This is a genomic window from Nitrobacter sp. TKz-YC01 (assembly GCF_047824785.1).
Classification (GTDB): Bacteria; Pseudomonadota; Alphaproteobacteria; order Rhizobiales; family Xanthobacteraceae; genus Nitrobacter.
Genome location: NZ_CP181167.1, coordinates 2,508,261 through 2,526,339, shown reverse-complemented (window position 1 = coordinate 2,526,339; position 18,079 = coordinate 2,508,261). Strand labels below are relative to the sequence as shown.

Genomic DNA, 18,079 nt, shown 5'->3' with positions numbered 1-18,079 from the left:
ATCCACCTTATGCCCCTGTCTCAGAAACCGGCACCACCTCAGTCTGCGTGTCGTTCAACTGAGGTCCCCGTCCCCAGTTCCATTCCGCCTGAAACCCGAAAGGTTGCGGATAAAGCACGGCATGCACCCCGACGCGCTGGTCCTTGAATCCTTTCGCGGGGGCATCCATGATCGGAGTAATTCCCCTTATGGGGCCGGTCGATGTAACGAAGCGGCCATGGACAGCCTGCACGCCTGCTTCAAAGACCTGTCCGTTGCTGAACATATACGGATAGGTGAAGCGGGCGACCATATGCATATCATTATTCTGTTCGACACGGTTGGCGCCCTGGCCATTGTAGACGCCGAAGGCGAATACGCCGTAATCGCCGGATCCCTTCAGGTTGTTCGACACAAGATCCTTGAACCGCTCGCGTATATGAGCCGGGGCCCAGTAGAAGAATGCGCCGATGTCGCGCTCATCCCGGCAGCAGCTGTTCAGTCCGTCATTACGGTCGAGTGCAAGGCGATTTTGGCTGGATTGCAGGTTTTCAAAGCTGAAGGGGATTTTTGATTGTCCGACCCTGACGCGGAATTCCTTCTTCTGATCGAAGGCGATGTCGGCGTAGGCATCCCTTAGCTGGCCGAAATTGCCTGTACTGGAGCCGGACGGCGTGCTGGCGAAATCGGGCTGCAGATACACATAGAGATTATCGCTGACGTCCCCGTACAGGATCAGACGCGCTCGCCTGATCAGAAAGGAGCTGTTCTCGCCGACCGATTTATCCGGCCAGTACGAGACTGCATCCCTGTCTCCACCTACGGTGTTGGCGGAGCGGAGTTGCGTGTAGCCACGAATTTTGAGTTTCTCGTACCACTCTTTTTTCTCCCTGGTTTTTACAACCGGGAGATCATTATCCTGTGCGACGGCTTGTCCTGTATTTTTCTGTGCCTGCTGGCTTGAACCCCTCTGCGCCCGCTGGCCTGAACCCTTCTTCACCTGCTGAAAAGTCCCCATCATCACCCTGTTCTTACCGGGCTCCGTGTAAACCTGCTTGGTAACTGTATCGACATACAGTTCCATTTCCTGGGCGCCGGCCGGGGTGAGCTGGGATGTAGCTAAAACTAATCCAAAGCCGCATACTGCCGCGTTGAATTTCTTCTTATTCATTATTGCTTCGCCTCTTTTCAGAGATCCGTCACTGGAACCCATTGAAACCGGAGGCGTTATTTCAGGTGCTTATGACACGCTTATTACACCGCGGAGGCTGAGGCCATTTACCTGGCGGTAACGTCGTCTTCAAGCGTGTCGGCATGTTGCTCGTGGATGAATTCGAGCGCGAAACCCTCTTCCAGACTGCGAACCACGCGGGCCAGCACCTTGCCGAGTGCGACCCTGGACTGCAGCGGCGGGGTCTTTTCAGCTGAGACGGCAGCCCCTGACATCGAGAGGTCGAGGATACGGCACGTTATCCTTGTACCATCCTCGAGAGCGAGAATCGCGATCGGGTTGCGGGGCACGATGCGGTCGTGGCGGCGGTCTTCCGGAAGATTGAGAATATCGCGATTGGCGAGCCAGGTGAGTTGCGAAGCCAGCTTGTCGCGCTTGCGCGGGGTCGCGCTGATGTTCATGGCGAACCCGCTGTCGATAATCCGGGTGATCCTGCCTTCGACCCGGCCGATGTGGTCGAGATAGACAATAACCCGGTCGCCGACCCGGCCGATACCAGGCGCCAGCATGGCCAGCCCGCCAGGGGACATGTTGATAACCTGGCAGGGGAACTCGCGCCGATCCGGCAGCATGTAGCGGCCCAGCAGGTGCACCCTGACCCGTTGGAAGCGCCGGCGCTCAACCGGCAGGTTCGAGATTTGCTGCGCCAACGCCATAAATCGGCCCGCCGGTCGACCGGTGATCGGTATCAATAAACCCTACGAGTGTCAGGGTTAACGCGGAGTTAGCCTGTAGCGTTTTCGAGCAAAGCATGTCCCCGGCCTGACCCGGGCGGCTTGCGTGCTCAAGCGCTTCCGAACACCCGCTTGAAGATCGTATCGACGTGCTTGAAGTGGTAATTGAGGTCGAACTGCTCGGCGATCTCGGCGTCGGTGAGATATTTCGTCACCTCGGCATCGTTCTTCAGAAGCGTCTCGAAGTCGCCTTCGCCGCGCCACACCGGCATGGCGTTCCGCTGAACCAGCTTGTAGGCATCCTCGCGGCTCGCGCCTTTCTGCGTGAGCGCGATCAGCACGCGCTGCGAATGCACGAGTCCGCCGAGACGGTCGAGGTTCTTTTGCATGGTGGCGGGATAGACCAGAAGCTTGTCGATGACGCCCGCGAGGCGGTTGAGCGCGAAGTCGAGCGTCACCGTCGCGTCCGGGCCGATCATGCGTTCGACCGAGGAGTGCGAGATATCACGTTCATGCCAGAGCGCGACATTCTCCAGAGCGGGTGTCACACAGGCGCGCACCATGCGCGCCAGCCCCGTGATGTTCTCGGTCAGAACCGGGTTGCGCTTGTGCGGCATCGCCGAGGAGCCTTTCTGGCCTTCGGAGAAGAACTCCTCGGCTTCCAGCACCTCGGTGCGTTGCAGATGACGGATTTCGATGGCGAGCCGCTCCATCGACGACGCGATGACGCCGAGCGTCGCGAAAAACATCGCATGCCGGTCACGCGGTATCACCTGGGTTGAAACCGGCTCGGGGATCAGTCCCATCGCGCCCGCGACATGCTCTTCCACGCGCGGATCGATCTGGGCGAAGGTGCCGACCGCGCCCGAGATCGCGCAGGTCGCGACCTCCCGGCGGGCCGCTGTCAGGCGCTCCCTGGCGCGTGTGAACTCCGCATAGGCGTAAGCGAGCTTGAGGCCGAAGGTCACGGGTTCGGCGTGAATGCCGTGCGAGCGGCCGATGGTCGGCGTCATCTTGTGTTCGAATGCGCGGGTCTTCAGCGCTCCGAGCAGCTTGTCGATATCGGCGATCAGGATGTCGGCGGCGCGGGTGAGTTGCACGTTGAGGCAGGTGTCGAGCACGTCCGATGACGTCATGCCCTGATGCACGAAGCGCGCCTCGGGGCCGACGATTTCGGCGAGGTGAGTGAGGAAGGCGATGACATCGTGCCTGGTTTCGCGCTCGATCTCATCGATTCGCTGAATATCGAACGTGGCGTCTTTCGCCTTGGCCCAGATAATCTCGGCCGCTTCCTTCGGAATCACGCCGAGTTCGGCCTGGGCATCCGCGGCATGAGCCTCGATCTCGAACCAGATCTTGAAGCGGGTCTGCGGCTCCCAGATCGAAGCCATTTCCGGGCGGGCGTAACGGGGGATCATGAACGGTCCTTGAACTTCTCGGAAAAGATCATGCTCAAACAGAAAACAAGCGACGAGACGGATTCAACGCGGTTGAATCGGATTCAACGCTGTTGAAACAGTCTCTAGCAGAGCCGCCGGAAGCAGACAAACGACGGAAGGTTGCCGAGCGGACATATGACCGCTCGACCTCGCCGCATCAATGTGCAGGCTGCACTGGTCTCGCTGTCACGAAGCGCGTATCTTCATGTCCATGAGGTTGAAGTCGAGCATTTGGGTTGCCGCTTATCTGCGCCGTTGCCAGTGCGAGGGCGTTTTCGGGGCGGTGCGCCGCCGTGGAGCGGACGAGGCAGGCGCCGTTTTCGTCAAGCTGGCGTTGCTCGACGGCAATGCGATGCTTTACGCCCCCGCGCCGCAGGCCGTGTACGACGACAGCCGGCCCGTTGAACGTGTGTTTGCGCCTTCGTCGGCCGAGCCTGTTGCCGAGCAGGCGGTCGAACAGCGCCTTGCGAGAGAAGTTCGATTCGATCCGGATGCCTGGATCGTTGAAATCGAAGACAAGGCAGGGCGGCATTTTCTCGACCTGGCACGAGGATGAGGGAATACAGCCGAAGTTTCCCGCGACGGTGAGCCGCAGTTTTATGCCTCGATAAGACTTTTCTTTTGATCCGAGCTAACCATTTTAGGGGCACGGATCCTGCCAGGAAAAGAGAGAAAAGGAACAACTTATGAATTTGGCTAAGCGGGCGTCCGGCTTGATGAAGGCTTTCGCCGTCGTCCTGTCGTTGGCGCTTCCCTTGATGTTCGCTGTCTCGGCAGCGGACGCCCGCATCGGTGGAGGCAAGAGCATGGGGTCGCGCGGCTCGCACACCTTCTCCGCGCCGCCCGCGACCAGCACCGCGCCGAACGCGGCGCGTCCGTTCGATCGCACCATGGGTCAACCCGGCCGTCCGGCCGCCGGCGCCGCGGCCGCTGGACGCTCAGCCCGGCCGGGCATGGGCATGCTCGGCGGTCTCGCCGCCGGTTTCCTCGGCGCGGGATTGTTGGGAATGCTGTTCGGCGGCGGCCTGTTCGGAGGTCTTGAGGGTCTGTCATCCATCATCGGCCTCGTGCTTCAGGTCGGCCTGATCTATCTCCTCGTGCGTTTTGCGATGTCGTGGTGGCAGCGGCGTAACGCGCCTGCCTACGCCGGACCGACGCCGGGACCCGCTGCTCAAACCAATGCCCGCAGCGGTCTCGGTTTTGGTTCGATGTCAAACGCCGCTCCGCTGGAAATCACGCCATCCGACTATGAGACCTTTGAGCGCCTGCTCGGAGAGATCCAGGCCGCGTGGTCGAAAGAAGACGTCAAGACCTTGCACACGCTGGCGACGCCGGAAATGGTGTCCTACTTCACCGAAGATCTCCGGGCCAACGACGCTCGCGGCGTGGTCAACACGGTGTCCGACGTCAAGCTTCTGCAGGGCGATCTCGCGGAAGCCTGGCGCGAAGGCGTGACCGATTATGCCACGGTGGCCTTGCGCTACTCGCTGATCGACAAGACCACCGAGCGCGCCAGCGGGCGCGTCGTGGATGGCGGCGACCAGCCGCAGGAAGCGGCCGAGATCTGGACCTTCGCGCGTCGGGATGGAGGGAAGTGGGAGTTGTCGGCCATCCAGCAGACCTGACCGGTCCGCATGATCATTCAAAAGGCGCCGCGATAGCCTCGTGGCGCCTTTTTTGTTTTGCGCTGAACGAAGAGCGAAAAATATTCTGGATCGTTTTCAAGCGAAGCGGACAACCGGTTCGCGTGAAAAAAACGCGTCCACTCAAAATTATGGAGCCCGCTTCTGATTCTATCAGAAGCGGAGAGGCTCGGGCCGGAAAGCGTTATCGCAAAAGCGCAGGGTTTCAGAGGCTGCGCCCGTCGACCGGCGTGAATGTCAGACGGGACAACTCGATGCCGTCGATGCAACTCACATTGAGGGCGACCACCTCCGTGCCATCCGGTTTCTTGCCGCGCGCGAATACCTCGACACCGCAGTCGATGCAAAGCTGATGCCGGATCATTTGCTTGTTGAACAGGTATTCCTTCAGATTATCCTCGCCCGCCCGGAGCTGAAAACTATGCGGCGCGAGAAACGTGACGTGCAATCCCTTCTTGGTGCAGATCGAGCAGTTGCACGCGGTGACCATGGCAAGATCCGTCGTGCACTCGAAGCGCACCTGACCGCAATGGCAGCCGCCCGTGTATGTTTTTTCATCCTGCATTTTTGACCCTCCCGCGCAAAGCCGGGAGAGAATACCAGATCGCTGCAACGACTGGCAGGCAATCCGGGCGGGGGCAGTTCGGATCGTTCGAGGTGTTTACTCGTCGATGCCGCGGGACACCGCGATGGCGGAACTGGTCTTGGTGCGGGTGCAATGCATGTTTAGCCGCCGGAAGCGCGTCTGCACGTCGTCGCCGCGTAACAGGCCCATGCGCTTCATGCAGCGCGTCGCGCCTCTCAACGTGTCGGCGATCGGGATCGTGAAGATGATGGCGGAGGCTCGCGCCACCAGATCGTAAAACTCGGGATTTGGTTTACGGGTGTCCGTGCCCGCGATCAGTTCATTGGTGACCTTGCGGTTGGAGCAACCGAGGATCAACTGCGTGGCCGCGGGATGCGACAGGTAAATCACATTGGCTGCGGTCTTGCCGATACGCAGGCCGTCGATCTGGCTTTTGAGTTGTGCGGCCAGGTCGTCGCAGCGGTCGGCAAAGGCTGGTGGAGCGGCAAGCATCGTCGCCGCGGCAACACAAAGGCTGGCGGTGAGGCAGCGGCGCGGGCTTGTCATTCAACGATCTCCCGAGAAAAACAATCAAGCTGGTCGGCGATGGATACGTTCGTATTCGAGCCCGCCAAACCGCGTCTCAGGGCCTGATGGCGTACTCCGGACAGTCATGAAATTGCGGGGCGCACGAGGCACGGATCACGGCTCCAGGGTCACCTGCAGGCCGTCGTCGCTCTCGACGTGCACATAACGCGGCGCGATCGGACGGCCCCGTCCGCTGGCCACGGTGACGATGTCTTCGAGCGAGGCGATACGCGCATCCGCTTCCGGCCGGGAAAGGATCAAATCGGCGTGGAACAATCCTTCGGACTCGAGTCCTGTTGAATCGATCTGGGCGGCCGCAAGCGTTGCAAGGCTGTTCTCGAATTCTTCGGCATCGCGAAAACGGCGCTGGATGAAGGTTACGCCGCCCAGCTTTTCCGTGACCAGGCCGCGCTCAGCGAAGGTCTTTTCAAGCGCGTCATAAGGAAACATCCGCAGCACGAAGGAAATGATCCATGGCTTCCTCTCGGTTGCGTCGAGCAGCTTGCCGAATGTCTTTTCGGTGACATAGCCGATGCACCCCGTGGACAGAATGACGTCAACGGGCTTGATGATGCGCGCGTCCTCCGCCGAAAGCGGCTGGCTTTCGAGGTCGGCGACGATGCCCTGTTCGAGAAGCCCGACGCGCGTCGCATAGCGAACGGCCGGCGCCGATACGTCGAGGCCGAGAAACCGAGCGAGGCCGTGATCGGGCCAGCTCGCATAGAAATTGCGGTCGAGCTGCATCAGCTCTTCGGAAGACACTGCCTTGATCTCGCGCCGGGCGTAGCGATGGCGCAGGCCGCCGAAGGTCAGGGGGAAGCGATGCACGGCGGCGTTGATGCCGTATGAGCAGCCGACATCGAGCACGACCGGTTTGGATTCGGTGACGGAAGCCTTGGCGGATAGTATCTGGCGGATGACCGGCTCGGCGACATCGGTGATCATGTAGTCGAGGTCGCCCAGGGTCGAGAAATACGACCTCGGATCGTCCTGGATGTAGATATCATCGAAGACCGCCTTGGCCTGATTGATCCGGGAGAAATCCACCTTTAACAATGCTTCGTCCTTTTTCGAGAGTCCCATTATCGCTTACGCTTCCAGCGCACGAGTTGCTTATTGCAGAAACCAGGGCGAAGATAAACCCATATGCCGTGATGGACGGTCAACACCTACGGATGGAGGCACCTGACAATTGCCGTGGAATCATGCAAAACAGCGCATTCACGAAGCTCGTCATCATCAGTGAGCATTTCAGTTTAGCCGATCATGCCTGTCATCTCTCCGAATAAGCCTTACCGCATTGGCCGCTCCCGCACCGGGCTCGGCCTCTTCGCCACCAAGCCAATCAAGAAGGGCACGAAGATTATCCGATACGTCGGACGCCTGCTCGATTGCACCAAGGAGAAGGACGACGCGGTCGAGAACAAGTATCTGTTCCAGGTCACCAGCCGCTGGACCATCGACGGTTCCATGCGCTCGAACATCGCGCGCTATATCAACCACTCCTGCAAACCGAATGCGGAGTCGGACGTCCGCAAGATCAAGCGCCGCGTCGATATTCGCGCCATCAAGGACATCGCGCCTGGCGAGGAGATCAACTACGACTACGGCACCGAATATTTCAAGGAGTACCTGAAGCCGATCGGCTGCAAATGTGACTCCTGCGAAAAGAAACGAAAGAAGCTGCGGGCGGCGGCGCGCGGGGAAAAGAAGCGCTCTCGGGCGAGCTCTGAAAAGAGCGCCGGCGCCGGGCCCGGTCGCAGAAAGCTGAACGGGCACAAGGCGCACTCCGCCGCTCCAAAGAAGTCGAAGGCGCTGTCGACAGCCAGGGGGGGGCGATCAAAGAAGCCTTCCTGAAACGGCGTTGATCTGCCGTTGCCGCTTTCATGCGGACGCTCTGATCTCGCGTTGGCCAGCGGCGGGTTGGGCGGTTCTGCGACGAGATCGCGTAAACGTCCTGAGCCCTGCGTTTCCGGCAGAATACAGAATAATACAGCAGAGAGCCTTTCTGCTTTTGATGGAATCAGAAGCGGGGCTCTCGATTTCGATTTGGCGCGTTTTATTAACGCAGACCGGTACTCCCTTCGCCGGGAAAGGCTATATATCCTGACATGAGACCGGGGCGGGAAGGGGAGCGTGACGGCTATCCGCTCGCGTCCCGCTCGAAAACAGATGCCGATCACGTTGATGGTTCTGGAATCCATCCGATCCGGAATCACCGTGGTCCGGTCCAGGATATGGAGCAGGATCATGAGCGCCAGCATCGTGGGATGGGCGCATACGCCGTTCGGGAAACTCGACACCGAGACCGTTGAAAGCCTTGTGGTAAAGGCCGCAACCGGCGCGCTGGCCGACGCCGAGATTTCCGCCGGCGATGTCGATGAGATCGTGCTCGGGCATTTCAATGCGGGCTTCTCACCGCAGGATTTTACCGCGGCTCTCGTCTTGCAGGCCGATCCGGAACTCCGTTTCAAGCCGGCGACGCGGGTGGAGAACGCCTGCGCCACCGGATCGGCGGCAGTGCATCAGGGCGTCCGCGCGATCGCGTCCGGGGCGGCGAGGATCGTGCTTGTGGTTGGCGTCGAGCAGATGACGCGGACGCCAGGGCCGGAGATCGGCCGCAATCTGCTGCGCGCTTCCTATCTGCCCGAAGATGGCGATACCGTCGGCGGTTTTGCCGGGATTTTTGGCAAGATCGCGCAAGCTTACTTCCAAAAATACGGCGACGCCTCGGACGCGCTGGCGATGATCGCAGCGAAGAATCACAGGAATGGCGTCGCCAACCCTTACGCGCAGATGCGCAAGGATTTCGGCTACGACTTCTGCCGCTCCGAGAGCGAGAAGAACCCGTTCGTGGCCGGGCCGCTGAAGCGCACGGACTGTTCGCTGGTGTCTGATGGCGCGGCCGCGCTGGTGCTGACGGACGCCGACACGGCGAGGTCAGCGCGCAAGGCGGTCAGCATTCGCGGGACCGGCCACGCGCAGGACTTCCTGCCGATGTCGAGGCGCGACATTTTGGAGTTCGAGGGTTGCACGGTTGCCTGGCAGCGGGCGCTGGCGAAGGCCGGCGTCGCGCTGGCCGATCTCTCATTCGTCGAGACACACGATTGCTTCACCATCGCCGAGTTGATCGAGTACGAGGCCATGGGTCTGACGCCGAAAGGGCAAGGGGTGCGCGCCATCAAGGAAGGCTGGACGCAGAAAGACGGCAGGTTGCCGGTCAATCCGTCCGGTGGCCTGAAGGCCAAGGGCCATCCGATCGGCGCCACCGGCGTTTCCATGCATGTGATGAGTGCGATGCAACTCGCGGGCGAGGCGCCCGAGGGCATGCGGATCAGGGATGCCAGGCTCGCCGGCATCTTCAACATGGGTGGCACGGCGGTCGCGAACTATGTTTCGATTCTTGAGCCGTTTCGATAGCCTCTAACAACGCGCATCGCTCAGGACGCGAGGCAAGGGGTATACGGATCAGGATGTCCCGACGGGACTTTTGCGGGCGGGCCGGAAGAAAACATGCGAACCATCGGGCACTTCATCGGCGGCAGGAATGTCGAGGGCGCATCGGGACGTTTTTCCGACGTGTATCAGCCGATGACGGGCGAGGTGCAGGCCAGGGTCGCACTGGCGTCGAAAGCCGAACTGCGCGAGGCCGTGGAGAATGCCAGGGCAGCGCAGCCAACCTGGGCGGCGACCAACCCGCAACGCCGCGTCCGCGTGCTGATGAAGTTTCTCGAACTGGTGGCGCGCGACAATGATGCGATCGCCGAACTGCTCGCCCGCGAACATGGCAAGACCATTCCCGACGCCAATGGCGACATCTTCCGCGGCGTGGAGGTGGTCGAATACGCCATCGGCATTCCCGAACTGATGAAAGGCAGCTTCACCGAGAACGCCGGTCCCGGCATCGACAGCTATTCGATGCGTCAGCCGCTCGGCGTCGTCGCCGGAATCACGCCGTTCAATTTTCCGGCGATGATCCCGATGTGGAAGTTCGCGCCGGCCATCGCCTGCGGCAACGCTTTCATCCTGAAGCCGTCCGAGCGCGATCCGGGCGTGCCGATGCGGCTGGCCGAATTGATGCGCGAGGCGGGATTGCCGCCCGGCATTCTCAATGTCGTCAACGGCGACAAGGAGGCGGTCGACGCCATTCTTGACGATCCCGACATCGCGGCGGTCGGTTTTGTCGGCTCATCTTCGGTCGCGCATTACGTTTATTCCCGCGCTGCCGCGACGGGTAAACGGTGCCAGTGCTTCGGCGGCGCCAAGAATCACATGATCATCATGCCCGACGCTGATATGGATCAGTCGGTGGAGGCGCTGGTGGGCGCGGGTTACGGCGCGGCCGGTGAGCGCTGCATGGCGGTGTCGGTCGCGGTTCCCGTGGGCGAAGCCACGGCCGACCGGCTGATGGAGAAGCTGATTCCGCGCGTGGAGAACCTGAAGATCGGGCCGTCCACCGATGCGTCCGCCGATTTCGGTCCGCTCGTCAGCCGGGCGGCGCTGGAGCGTGTCAGGGACTATGTCGAGATCGGCGTAAGGGAAGGCGCCACGCTGGCGGTCGATGGCCGCCGCTTCAGAATGCAGGGCTATGAGAACGGATTCTACATGGGGGCCTGTCTGTTCGACAACGTCACCAGCGAGATGCGGATCTACAAGGAGGAAATCTTTGGTCCGGTGCTCTCTGTGGTGCGCGCGAAGGATTTCGACGAAGCGGTGGCGTTGCCGTCCGAGCACGACTACGGCAACGGCGTCGCGATCTTCACGCGCGACGGTGACGCCGCGCGGGAATTCGTCTCGCGCGTCCGGGTGGGCATGGTCGGCGTTAATGTGCCGATCCCGGTGCCGGTCGCCTACTACACCTTCGGCGGCTGGAAGCGCTCGGCCTTCGGCGATCTCAATCAATACGGTCCGGATTCGGTTCGATTCTACACGAGAACCAAGACCGTCACCTCGCGCTGGCCCTCCGGCGTCAAGGAAGGGGCGCAGTTCGCGTTCCACAGCAAGTGACCGGCAGGGATCACGCATGCAGTTCGCGCTGACTGAAGAGCAGATCGCCGTCCGCGATATGGCGCGGGACTTCGCGGCCGCGAGGATCGCGCCGTTCGCGCTTCAATGGGACGAAGAGAAGCACTTTCCGGTCGAGATGATGCGGGAGGCGGCGGCGCTTGGCATCGGCGGCATCTGCGTTCGCGATGATGTCGGCGGTTCGGCCTTGAGCCGGCTTGACGGGACGCTGATCTTCGAGGCGCTGGCGCATGGTTGCCCCACCGTATCGTCGTTCATATCGATCCATAACATGGCGTCGTGGATGATCGATGCCTATGGTTCGGACGAGCAGCGGCGAAGATGGCTGCCGAAACTCTGCACCATGGAACTGCTGGCCAGCTATTGCCTGACCGAGCCCGGCGCGGGATCGGATGCGGCTGCCTTGCGAACTCGCGCGAGGCGCGACGGCGATCACTACGTTGTCGACGGACAGAAGCAGTTCATCTCGGGCGCGGGTGCGAGCGACATCTATGTGGTGATGGTGCGCTCGGGAGACGATGGGCCGGGCGGCATCTCGACGCTCGTGGTCGAACGCGACACGCCGGGCCTCTCATTTGGCGCCAACGAGCGCAAGATGGGATGGAATGCGCAGCCCACGCGCGCCGTGATCTTCGAGAGCGCGCGGGTGCCGATCGCCAATCGTCTTGGCGGCGAGGGCGCCGGCTTCAGGATCGCGATGGCCGGACTGGACGGCGGACGGCTGAACATCGCCGCGTGTTCGCTCGGCGGCGCGCAATCGGCGCTCGACAAGGCGCTCGCTTACATGAAGGAGCGCAAGGCGTTCGGCAAGCGGCTCGACGAATTCCAGGCCCTGCAATTCAAGGTCGCCGACATGGCGACCGGACTGGAAGCGGCGCGAACTTTTCTGTGGCGCGCGGCTGCCGCGCTGGACCGGGAGGAGGGGGACGCCACAATGCTATGTGCGATGGCGAAACGGCTGACCACGGATGTCGGCTTCGAGGTCGCCAATCAGGCGCTGCAACTGCACGGCGGCTACGGCTATCTCAGCGCGTACGGCATCGAGAAGATCGTGCGCGATCTGCGCGTGCATCAGATTCTTGAGGGGACCAACGAGATCATGCGCCTGATCGTGTCGCGCAAGCTGATCGAGGGGGCGCGATGACGATCGCAACAGGCAATGAACCGGATCTGATCGCACGGCGCGAGGGAAGCGCGGGAATCGTTCGCCTCAACCGTCCGAGGGCCATCAATGCCGTCACCCTGGACATGTTCCGCGGGATCCACAAGGCGCTGGACGAGTTCGAGCGGGACCCCGCGGTCGGTCTGATCCTGCTCGAAGGCGCCGGCGAGCGCGGTCTGTGCGCGGGCGGCGACATCCGCTCGCTCTGGGAAAGCGCGAATGCCGGCGGTGATCTCGGCAGGGTGATGTGGCGCGAGGAATATCTGCTCAACGCGCGGATCGCGAAATTTCCAAAACCCTATGTCGCCTTCATGGACGGCATCGTCATGGGCGGCGGCGTCGGATTGTCGGCGCACGGCGCACACCGAATCGTCACCGAAAGAACCAGACTCTCGATGCCGGAGGTCGGTCTCGGCTTCTTCCCGGATGTCGGAGGAACATGGCTGTTGTCGCGCGCGCCCGGCGAGATCGGAACCTACTTCGGGCTGACCGGCCAGAACATGAACGGAGCGGATGCGATCTACGCCGGTCTTGCCGATGTGAGCGTACCGTCGCGAAAACTAGCCGCGTTGTGCGAGACGCTGGTTGGTCTTGGCGACCGCGCGGATTCAGCCCGCGTGAGAGCCGCGATCGCGGGATTTGCGACCGGTGAGTCCGCAAGTTCAGTCGCGGCGATCCGGCCCCGGATCGATGCGTGGTTCGCGCATGGCCGAATGGACGATATCCTGACGATCCTGCAGCGTGACGGGTCCGAACTCGCGCGTTCAATCCTCAAGACACTGAACGAGAAGTCGCCACGCGGCCTTGTCGTGACGTTGAAGCTGCTGCGGCTTGCGCGCGCCTCGGCCACGCTGGAGGAATGTCTGGCGCGGGAATATCGCGCCGCGCTTGCGGTCTTTGCGAGCGATGATTTTCGTGAAGGCGTCCGCGCCGCGATCATCGACAAGGATCGCAATCCAAAATGGTCGCCGGCCGCGATCCACGATGTTACGCCGGAGATGATTGCACCGTATTTTGCGAATGCCGGTGCGGACGAACTCGTGTTCAATTAGAGCGTTTTCAAGCGAAGTGGACACCGGTTCGCGTGAAGAAAACGCGTCAAATCAAAATCATAGAGCCCGCTTCTGATTCCATCAGAAGCGAAAGGGCTCTAGATCAAAAGAACAAGTCACCTCGACTGGAGGTCAGCATGGCGGCCATTGCGTTCATCGGTCTCGGCAACATGGGTGGACCCATGGCGGCCAATCTCGTCAAGGCCGGCCACAGGGTGGCCGGCTTCGATCTCGTTCCGGCCTTGTGCGATGCGGCCAGAACGAACGGCGTGACGATCGCGGGCAGCGCCAGGGCAGCGGTGACCAATGCGGACGTCATCATCACCATGCTGCCGGCGGGCCGGCACGTGGTGTCGGTCTGGACCGAGGTCATGCCCGCGGCCACCAGGGGCGCGTTGATGATCGACTGTTCGACCATCGATGTCGAAAGCGCCCGACGGGCCCATATGCTGGCGGCGAGGGCTTCCCTGCATTCGGTCGATGCGCCGGTTTCGGGAGGCGTCGCGGGCGCGCGAGACGCGACGCTGACGTTCATGGTGGGGGGAGAAGTTGAATCCTTTGAAGATGCAAAACCTTTCCTGGAAGCAATGGGCAAAAAGATCGTTCATTGCGGCCGCGACGGGACGGGGCAGGCAGCCAAGATCTGCAACAACATGATCCTGGGCGTTTCGATGATCGCTGTCGCCGAGGCTTTCGTGCTGGCGGAAAAGCTTGGGCTGTCGCATCAGGCGCTGTTCGATGCCGCGTCAAACGCCTCAAGCCAGTGCTGGTCGCTCACCAGCTACTGTCCGGTGCCGGGACCGGTTCCGGCCTCGCCCGCCAATAACGACTACAAGCCGGGTTTCGCCTCGGCGCTGATGCTCAAGGATTTGACGCTCGCGCGGACGGCGGCGGATTCCACCGGCGCGGTGACGCCGCTCGGACAGCACGCGCAGGATATCTACAAGGCGTTCGACGCGGCCGGAAACGGCGGCGTCGATTTTTCCGGAATCATCAAACATATCCGCTCTCTCGCGGAAGACAGGGGCGGCCGATGACGGCGTTTGCGAAGGGCGCGAATTTCCGTTGTGGCGTCGCGCGGATGATGCGCCACGGGGCGTCACTTTTCGTAAAGGTGACCTTCCTGAAATTCCAGCGTCCAGGTCAGGAACCGCGGAGGCGCTGGTCGTGAACGAGGTGTGGAAGCAGCCATCGATCACGCTCGAAGCCTACAGGCAGATGATTGGTCAGGAGATCGGCGTTTCCTCGTGGCACCTGATCGATCAGAAGCGGATCGACCTCTATGCCGACGTGATCGACGACCATCAGTTCATCCACGTTGACCCGGAGCGAGCCCGGACAACAGCTTTCGGCACGACGGTCGCGCATGGATTCCTGACCATGTCGCTGCTCAGCGTCATGTCGCATGATGTGATTCCGCCGGTCACTGGCGTCACCATGCGGGTGAATTACGGCTTCGACCGCCTCCGTTTCATATCGCCGGTCAAATCCGGATCGCGCGTCAGGGGCCGCTTCACGCTCACCGAGGCGACGCTTCGCAAGCCCGGCGAACTGCTGTCGCGCACCGCCGTCAGCGTCGAGATCGAGGGCGAGACCCGGCCGGCGCTCGCCGCCGACTGGCTTGCCCTTTTGTACTTTTCCTGACGAACGCTCTTGATCCTGCGTCGCTTGCATGCGTGACGTCCTCCACATCCAGGCCGCGGTTCTCGGCGCTGGTCCTGCCGGCCTGATGGCCGCGGAAGTTCTCGCGCGCGGGGGCGTGCGCGTGATCGTGTTCGACGCCATGCCGTCGGCGGGCCGCAAGCTTCTGATGGCGGGACGCGGCGGTCTCAATCTGACGCACAGCGAGCCGCTGCCGCGGTTTCTCGCGCGCTATGGCGCGGCCGCGACGTATTTGCAGCCGGCGATCGACAGCTTCACGCCAGCGGCCCTGAGAGAGTGGGCCGGTGATCTCGATCAGCCGACTTTCGTGGGGTCGAGCGGCCGCGTGTTTCCGAAAGCGTTCAAGGCGTCTCCGCTGCTCCGTGCGTGGCTGAGGCGGCTTGATACGCTTGGCGTGACGCTAGCGCTGCGGCATCGCTGGATTGGCTGGGATCATGAGGGTCGTCTTAAGTTTCAAACGCCTGACGGCGAGCGCATGGTGGCGGCGGATACGACGGTCATGGCGCTCGGCGGCGCGAGCTGGCCGCGGCTTGGCTCCGACGGCGCATGGGTCGAGCAGCTCGCGTCCAGAGGGATCGTTGTTTCGCCGCTGCGACCAGCGAATTGCGGGTTTAACGTAGCGTGGAGCGTCGTCTTCCGTGATCGCTTCGAAGGTCAGCCGCTGAAGAACGTCGCGCTGTCGTTCGGTTCGCACACCGCGCGCGGCGAGGCTCTCGTCACTCATGGCGGCATCGAGGGTGGAGGAATCTATGCCCTCTCGGCGGTATTGCGCCAGCGCATCGACGTTGCCGGGAACGCCGTTCTGCGCATCAATCTTCGGCCTGATGCCGCGACGGATCAACTCGCCGCGCGCTTGAGCGCGCCGCGCGGAAAACAGTCCATGTCCAACTGGCTGCGCAAAGCCGCGGGCCTTTCACCGGTCGCGATCGGGCTATTGCGGGAAGCGGCGACAGCTTCCGGACAGCAGCCTGGAACGATGCCGCCGCCAGCACTAGCGGCGTTTATAAAGTCGGTGCCGCTCACGCTGACGGGCATCGCGCCGATCGCGCGCGCGATTTCATCCGCCGGAGGCATCGCGTTCAGCGAGCTTGATGAGAACTACATGATCCGGTGTTTGCCGGGCGTCTTCGTGGCCGGCGAAATGCTGGACTGGGAAGCGCCGACCGGCGGCTATCTGTTGCAGGCGTCGTTTGCGACCGGCGTTGCGGCGGGACGAGGCGCGCTGAAATGGTTGCGGCGTTAAGCTCTCAGGCTTGCTCGATCTCTTCGCGAAGCATTTCCAGCTCCAGCCAGCGATCCTCGGCCTGTTGCAGCTCCGCCTGCGCGTTGGTCAGCGCGGTGGAAGTCTTCTCGAAGGCTGTGCGGTCCCTCGCATAGAGATCGGGATCGTCAAGGCGACGCTGTTGCTTCGCGATCTCGGCCTGAAGCTTTTCGATCGATTTCGGGAGCGTCTCCAGCGCGTGTTTTTCGTTGAAGCTGAGCCGCCGCTTGCCGGGGATCGGTGCGGGCTTCGCGGAATGTCCCGCTTCGGGCACGGGCGCGGATTTCGCCGCTTCGCGTTTGAGGTCGGCGCCGCGCTGCGCCAGCATGTCGGTGTAGCCGCCGGCGTATTCGATCCAGCGGCCATTCCCCTCCGGAACGATCACCGAGGTCACGACGCGATCCAGGAAATCACGATCGTGGCTGATCAGGATCACGGTGCCCTCGTAGTCTCCGAGCATGTCTTCCAATACGTCGAGCGTTTCGAGATCGAGATCGTTGGTCGGCTCGTCCAGCACCAGCAGGTTGGATGGCTTGGCCAGCGCGCGCGCCAGCATCAAGCGCCCGCGTTCGCCGCCGGACAACACCTCGAGCGGCGTGCGCATCTGCTCCTGCGCGAACAGAAAATCCTTCATGTAGCTGACGACGTGCTTTGGCTTGCCGCCGACCATGACGTGATCGCCGCGTCCTCCGGTCAACGCCTCCGTCAGCGTCGATTTCGGATCGAGGCTTTCGCGGTGCTGGTCGAGCGTCGCCATTTCGAGATTGGCGCCGAGCCGGATCGTGCCGTTGTCGGGTGGCTCGGCTGCGGTCAGCATGTTGATCAGCGTGGTCTTGCCCGCGCCGTTGGGACCGACGATGCCGATGCGGTCGCCGCGCTGGATGCGAATTGAGAAGTTGTCGACGATTACCCGCTCGCCGAACCGCTTGCTGATTCCCTTCGCCTCGATGACGAGCTTGCCGGATTTGTCGGCCTCGGCGGCGGCGAGGGTCGCGCTGCCCGCGGTGCCGCGATAGTCGCGCCGCTGCTGGCGCAGTTCGTGAAGGCCGGCGAGCCGCTTGACGTTGCGTTTGCGGCGGCCCGAGACGCCGTAACGCAGCCAGTGTTCCTCGGCGACGATCTTGCGGTCGAGCTTGTGCTGGTCGCGTTCCTCTTCCGCCAGCACCTCGTCGCGCCATTCCTCGAATTTCGCAAAGCCCCGGTCGATCTGCCGGATCCGGCCGCGATCGAGCCATGCGGTGCCGCGTGAAAGATTGGTCAGGAAGCGCCGGTCATGGCTGATAAGCACCAGCGCGCCGCGCCGCGCGCCGAGTTCACCTTCCAGCCATTCGATGGTGGTGAGATCGAGATGGTTGGTCGGTTCATCGAGCAGCAGGATGTCGGGCGAGGGGGCCAGCACCCGCGCCAGCGCCGCACGCCGGCTCTCGCCGCCGGAAAGGTGCGCGGGATCTTCCTCGCCGGTCAGGCCGAGCCGTTCGACCAGATAGCGGGCCTGATAGGGATCGTCGCCGGGGCCCAGCCCCGCCTCGACATAGGCCAGCGTGGTTTCGAAGCCGGCGAAGTCCGGCTCCTGCGGCAGATAGCGCACGGTGGCGCCGGGCTGCACGAAGCGGCTGCCGCTGTCGGGCGCCACGAGGCCGGCCGCGATCTTCAGGAGCGTGGACTTGCCGGAGCCGTTGCGGCCGATCAGGCAGAGCCGCTCGGATTCTGATACGGTAAGTTCGACCCCTGACAAAAGCGGCATGCCGCCGAACGTCAGCGCGATATCCTTCAACTGGATGAGCGGCGGCGCCATCGT

General features: G+C 62.2%; 17 protein-coding genes. 10 read left to right on the top strand and 7 right to left on the bottom strand.

Going from position 1 to position 18,079, the window contains the following annotated elements:
* Positions 1-7: 7 nt before the first annotated feature.
* From ACMYR2_RS12010 to purB, 3 genes are all read right to left on the bottom strand, one after another.
* Positions 8-1,150: a porin gene (locus ACMYR2_RS12010; RefSeq protein WP_416192993.1), complete on the bottom strand. Its 1,143-nt coding sequence runs from the start codon at positions 1,148-1,150 to the stop codon at positions 8-10.
* Between the two features lie 107 nt (positions 1,151-1,257).
* Complete coding sequence (locus ACMYR2_RS12005; RefSeq protein ID WP_416192992.1) at positions 1,258-1,866, bottom strand: PilZ domain-containing protein; 609 nt, start codon at positions 1,864-1,866, stop codon at positions 1,258-1,260.
* Between the two features lie 128 nt (positions 1,867-1,994).
* Positions 1,995-3,302, bottom strand: a complete 1,308-nt coding sequence (gene purB / locus ACMYR2_RS12000; protein ID WP_347263177.1) for an adenylosuccinate lyase — start codon at positions 3,300-3,302, stop codon at positions 1,995-1,997.
* Positions 3,303-3,534: 232 nt separating this feature from the next.
* Between purB and ACMYR2_RS11995 the strand changes: the two genes are divergently transcribed.
* A complete protein-coding gene (locus tag ACMYR2_RS11995) occupies positions 3,535-3,879 on the top strand; it encodes a DUF1491 family protein (protein WP_347263199.1) in 345 nt (114 codons plus the stop codon).
* Between the two features lie 130 nt (positions 3,880-4,009).
* A complete protein-coding gene (locus ACMYR2_RS11990; protein ID WP_347263178.1) occupies positions 4,010-4,948 on the top strand; it encodes a Tim44 domain-containing protein in 939 nt (312 codons plus the stop codon).
* A gap of 223 nt (positions 4,949-5,171) precedes the next feature.
* Here the strand turns inward: ACMYR2_RS11990 and ACMYR2_RS11985 are convergent, their stop codons facing one another.
* The 3 genes from ACMYR2_RS11985 to ACMYR2_RS11975 all read right to left on the bottom strand — a co-directional run bounded on the left by ACMYR2_RS11985 (position 5,172) and on the right by ACMYR2_RS11975 (position 7,202).
* Positions 5,172-5,531: a GFA family protein gene (locus ACMYR2_RS11985; protein ID WP_347263179.1), complete on the bottom strand. Its 360-nt coding sequence runs from the start codon at positions 5,529-5,531 to the stop codon at positions 5,172-5,174.
* 96 nt (positions 5,532-5,627) lie between these two features.
* A complete protein-coding gene (locus tag ACMYR2_RS11980; RefSeq protein ID WP_347263180.1) occupies positions 5,628-6,098 on the bottom strand; it encodes a hypothetical protein in 471 nt (156 codons plus the stop codon).
* Positions 6,099-6,233: 135 nt separating this feature from the next.
* A complete protein-coding gene (locus ACMYR2_RS11975) occupies positions 6,234-7,202 on the bottom strand; it encodes a class I SAM-dependent methyltransferase (RefSeq protein WP_347263181.1) in 969 nt (322 codons plus the stop codon).
* Between the two features lie 183 nt (positions 7,203-7,385).
* Here ACMYR2_RS11975 and ACMYR2_RS11970 point away from each other — a divergent pair, with 183 nt between their 5' ends.
* The 8 genes from ACMYR2_RS11970 to ACMYR2_RS11935 all read left to right on the top strand — a co-directional run bounded on the left by ACMYR2_RS11970 (position 7,386) and on the right by ACMYR2_RS11935 (position 16,263).
* Positions 7,386-7,976, top strand: a complete 591-nt coding sequence (locus ACMYR2_RS11970) for an SET domain-containing protein (protein ID WP_347263182.1) — start codon at positions 7,386-7,388, stop codon at positions 7,974-7,976.
* 393 nt (positions 7,977-8,369) lie between these two features.
* On the top strand, positions 8,370-9,539 hold the full coding sequence (locus tag ACMYR2_RS11965; RefSeq protein WP_347263183.1) for an acetyl-CoA acetyltransferase: 1,170 nt from the start codon (positions 8,370-8,372) through the stop codon (positions 9,537-9,539).
* Positions 9,540-9,632: 93 nt separating this feature from the next.
* Positions 9,633-11,126 carry a CoA-acylating methylmalonate-semialdehyde dehydrogenase gene (locus ACMYR2_RS11960; protein WP_347263184.1) on the top strand — a complete coding sequence of 498 codons (1,494 nt, stop codon included), beginning with the start codon at positions 9,633-9,635 and terminating at the stop codon, positions 11,124-11,126.
* Between the two features lie 16 nt (positions 11,127-11,142).
* On the top strand, positions 11,143-12,288 hold the full coding sequence (locus tag ACMYR2_RS11955) for an acyl-CoA dehydrogenase family protein (RefSeq protein WP_347263185.1): 1,146 nt from the start codon (positions 11,143-11,145) through the stop codon (positions 12,286-12,288).
* Complete coding sequence (locus ACMYR2_RS11950) at positions 12,285-13,358, top strand: enoyl-CoA hydratase/isomerase family protein (RefSeq protein ID WP_347263186.1); 1,074 nt, start codon at positions 12,285-12,287, stop codon at positions 13,356-13,358. The genes ACMYR2_RS11955 and ACMYR2_RS11950 overlap by 4 nt, the downstream gene beginning before the upstream one ends.
* A 137-nt stretch (positions 13,359-13,495) precedes the next feature.
* Positions 13,496-14,395, top strand: a complete 900-nt coding sequence (gene mmsB, locus ACMYR2_RS11945; RefSeq protein WP_347263187.1) for a 3-hydroxyisobutyrate dehydrogenase — start codon at positions 13,496-13,498, stop codon at positions 14,393-14,395.
* Between the two features lie 130 nt (positions 14,396-14,525).
* Complete coding sequence (locus ACMYR2_RS11940) at positions 14,526-15,002, top strand: MaoC family dehydratase (protein WP_347263188.1); 477 nt, start codon at positions 14,526-14,528, stop codon at positions 15,000-15,002.
* Positions 15,003-15,030: 28 nt separating this feature from the next.
* Positions 15,031-16,263 carry a TIGR03862 family flavoprotein gene (locus ACMYR2_RS11935; RefSeq protein WP_347263189.1) on the top strand — a complete coding sequence of 411 codons (1,233 nt, stop codon included), beginning with the start codon at positions 15,031-15,033 and terminating at the stop codon, positions 16,261-16,263.
* Between the two features lie 4 nt (positions 16,264-16,267).
* Here the strand turns inward: ACMYR2_RS11935 and ACMYR2_RS11930 are convergent, their stop codons facing one another.
* Positions 16,268-18,076, bottom strand: a complete 1,809-nt coding sequence (locus ACMYR2_RS11930) for an ABC-F family ATP-binding cassette domain-containing protein (RefSeq protein WP_347263190.1) — start codon at positions 18,074-18,076, stop codon at positions 16,268-16,270.
* Between the last annotated feature and the right edge of the window lie 3 nt (positions 18,077-18,079).

Excerpts from the sequence above, each read along its gene's own strand:
- ACMYR2_RS11990 (WP_347263178.1), top strand. The coding sequence starts at position 4,010 with ATGAATTTGGCTAAGCGGGCGTCCGGCTTGATGAAGGCTTTCGCCGTC.
- ACMYR2_RS11950 (WP_347263186.1), top strand. The coding sequence starts at position 12,285 with ATGACGATCGCAACAGGCAATGAACCGGATCTGATCGCACGGCGCGAG.
- ACMYR2_RS11955 (WP_347263185.1), top strand. The coding sequence starts at position 11,143 with ATGCAGTTCGCGCTGACTGAAGAGCAGATCGCCGTCCGCGATATGGCG.
- ACMYR2_RS12010 (WP_416192993.1), bottom strand. The coding sequence starts at position 1,150 with ATGAATAAGAAGAAATTCAACGCGGCAGTATGCGGCTTTGGATTAGTT.
- ACMYR2_RS11930 (WP_347263190.1), bottom strand. The coding sequence starts at position 18,076 with ATGGCGCCGCCGCTCATCCAGTTGAAGGATATCGCGCTGACGTTCGGC.
- ACMYR2_RS11935 (WP_347263189.1), top strand. The coding sequence starts at position 15,031 with ATGCGTGACGTCCTCCACATCCAGGCCGCGGTTCTCGGCGCTGGTCCT.
- purB (WP_347263177.1), bottom strand. The coding sequence starts at position 3,302 with ATGATCCCCCGTTACGCCCGCCCGGAAATGGCTTCGATCTGGGAGCCG.
- ACMYR2_RS11960 (WP_347263184.1), top strand. The coding sequence starts at position 9,633 with ATGCGAACCATCGGGCACTTCATCGGCGGCAGGAATGTCGAGGGCGCA.
- ACMYR2_RS11985 (WP_347263179.1), bottom strand. The coding sequence starts at position 5,531 with ATGCAGGATGAAAAAACATACACGGGCGGCTGCCATTGCGGTCAGGTG.
- ACMYR2_RS11970 (WP_347263182.1), top strand. The coding sequence starts at position 7,386 with ATGCCTGTCATCTCTCCGAATAAGCCTTACCGCATTGGCCGCTCCCGC.
- mmsB (WP_347263187.1), top strand. The coding sequence starts at position 13,496 with ATGGCGGCCATTGCGTTCATCGGTCTCGGCAACATGGGTGGACCCATG.
- ACMYR2_RS11995 (WP_347263199.1), top strand. The coding sequence starts at position 3,535 with ATGAGGTTGAAGTCGAGCATTTGGGTTGCCGCTTATCTGCGCCGTTGC.
- ACMYR2_RS12005 (WP_416192992.1), bottom strand. The coding sequence starts at position 1,866 with ATGGCGTTGGCGCAGCAAATCTCGAACCTGCCGGTTGAGCGCCGGCGC.
- ACMYR2_RS11965 (WP_347263183.1), top strand. The coding sequence starts at position 8,370 with ATGAGCGCCAGCATCGTGGGATGGGCGCATACGCCGTTCGGGAAACTC.
- ACMYR2_RS11975 (WP_347263181.1), bottom strand. The coding sequence starts at position 7,202 with ATGGGACTCTCGAAAAAGGACGAAGCATTGTTAAAGGTGGATTTCTCC.
- ACMYR2_RS11980 (WP_347263180.1), bottom strand. The coding sequence starts at position 6,098 with ATGACAAGCCCGCGCCGCTGCCTCACCGCCAGCCTTTGTGTTGCCGCG.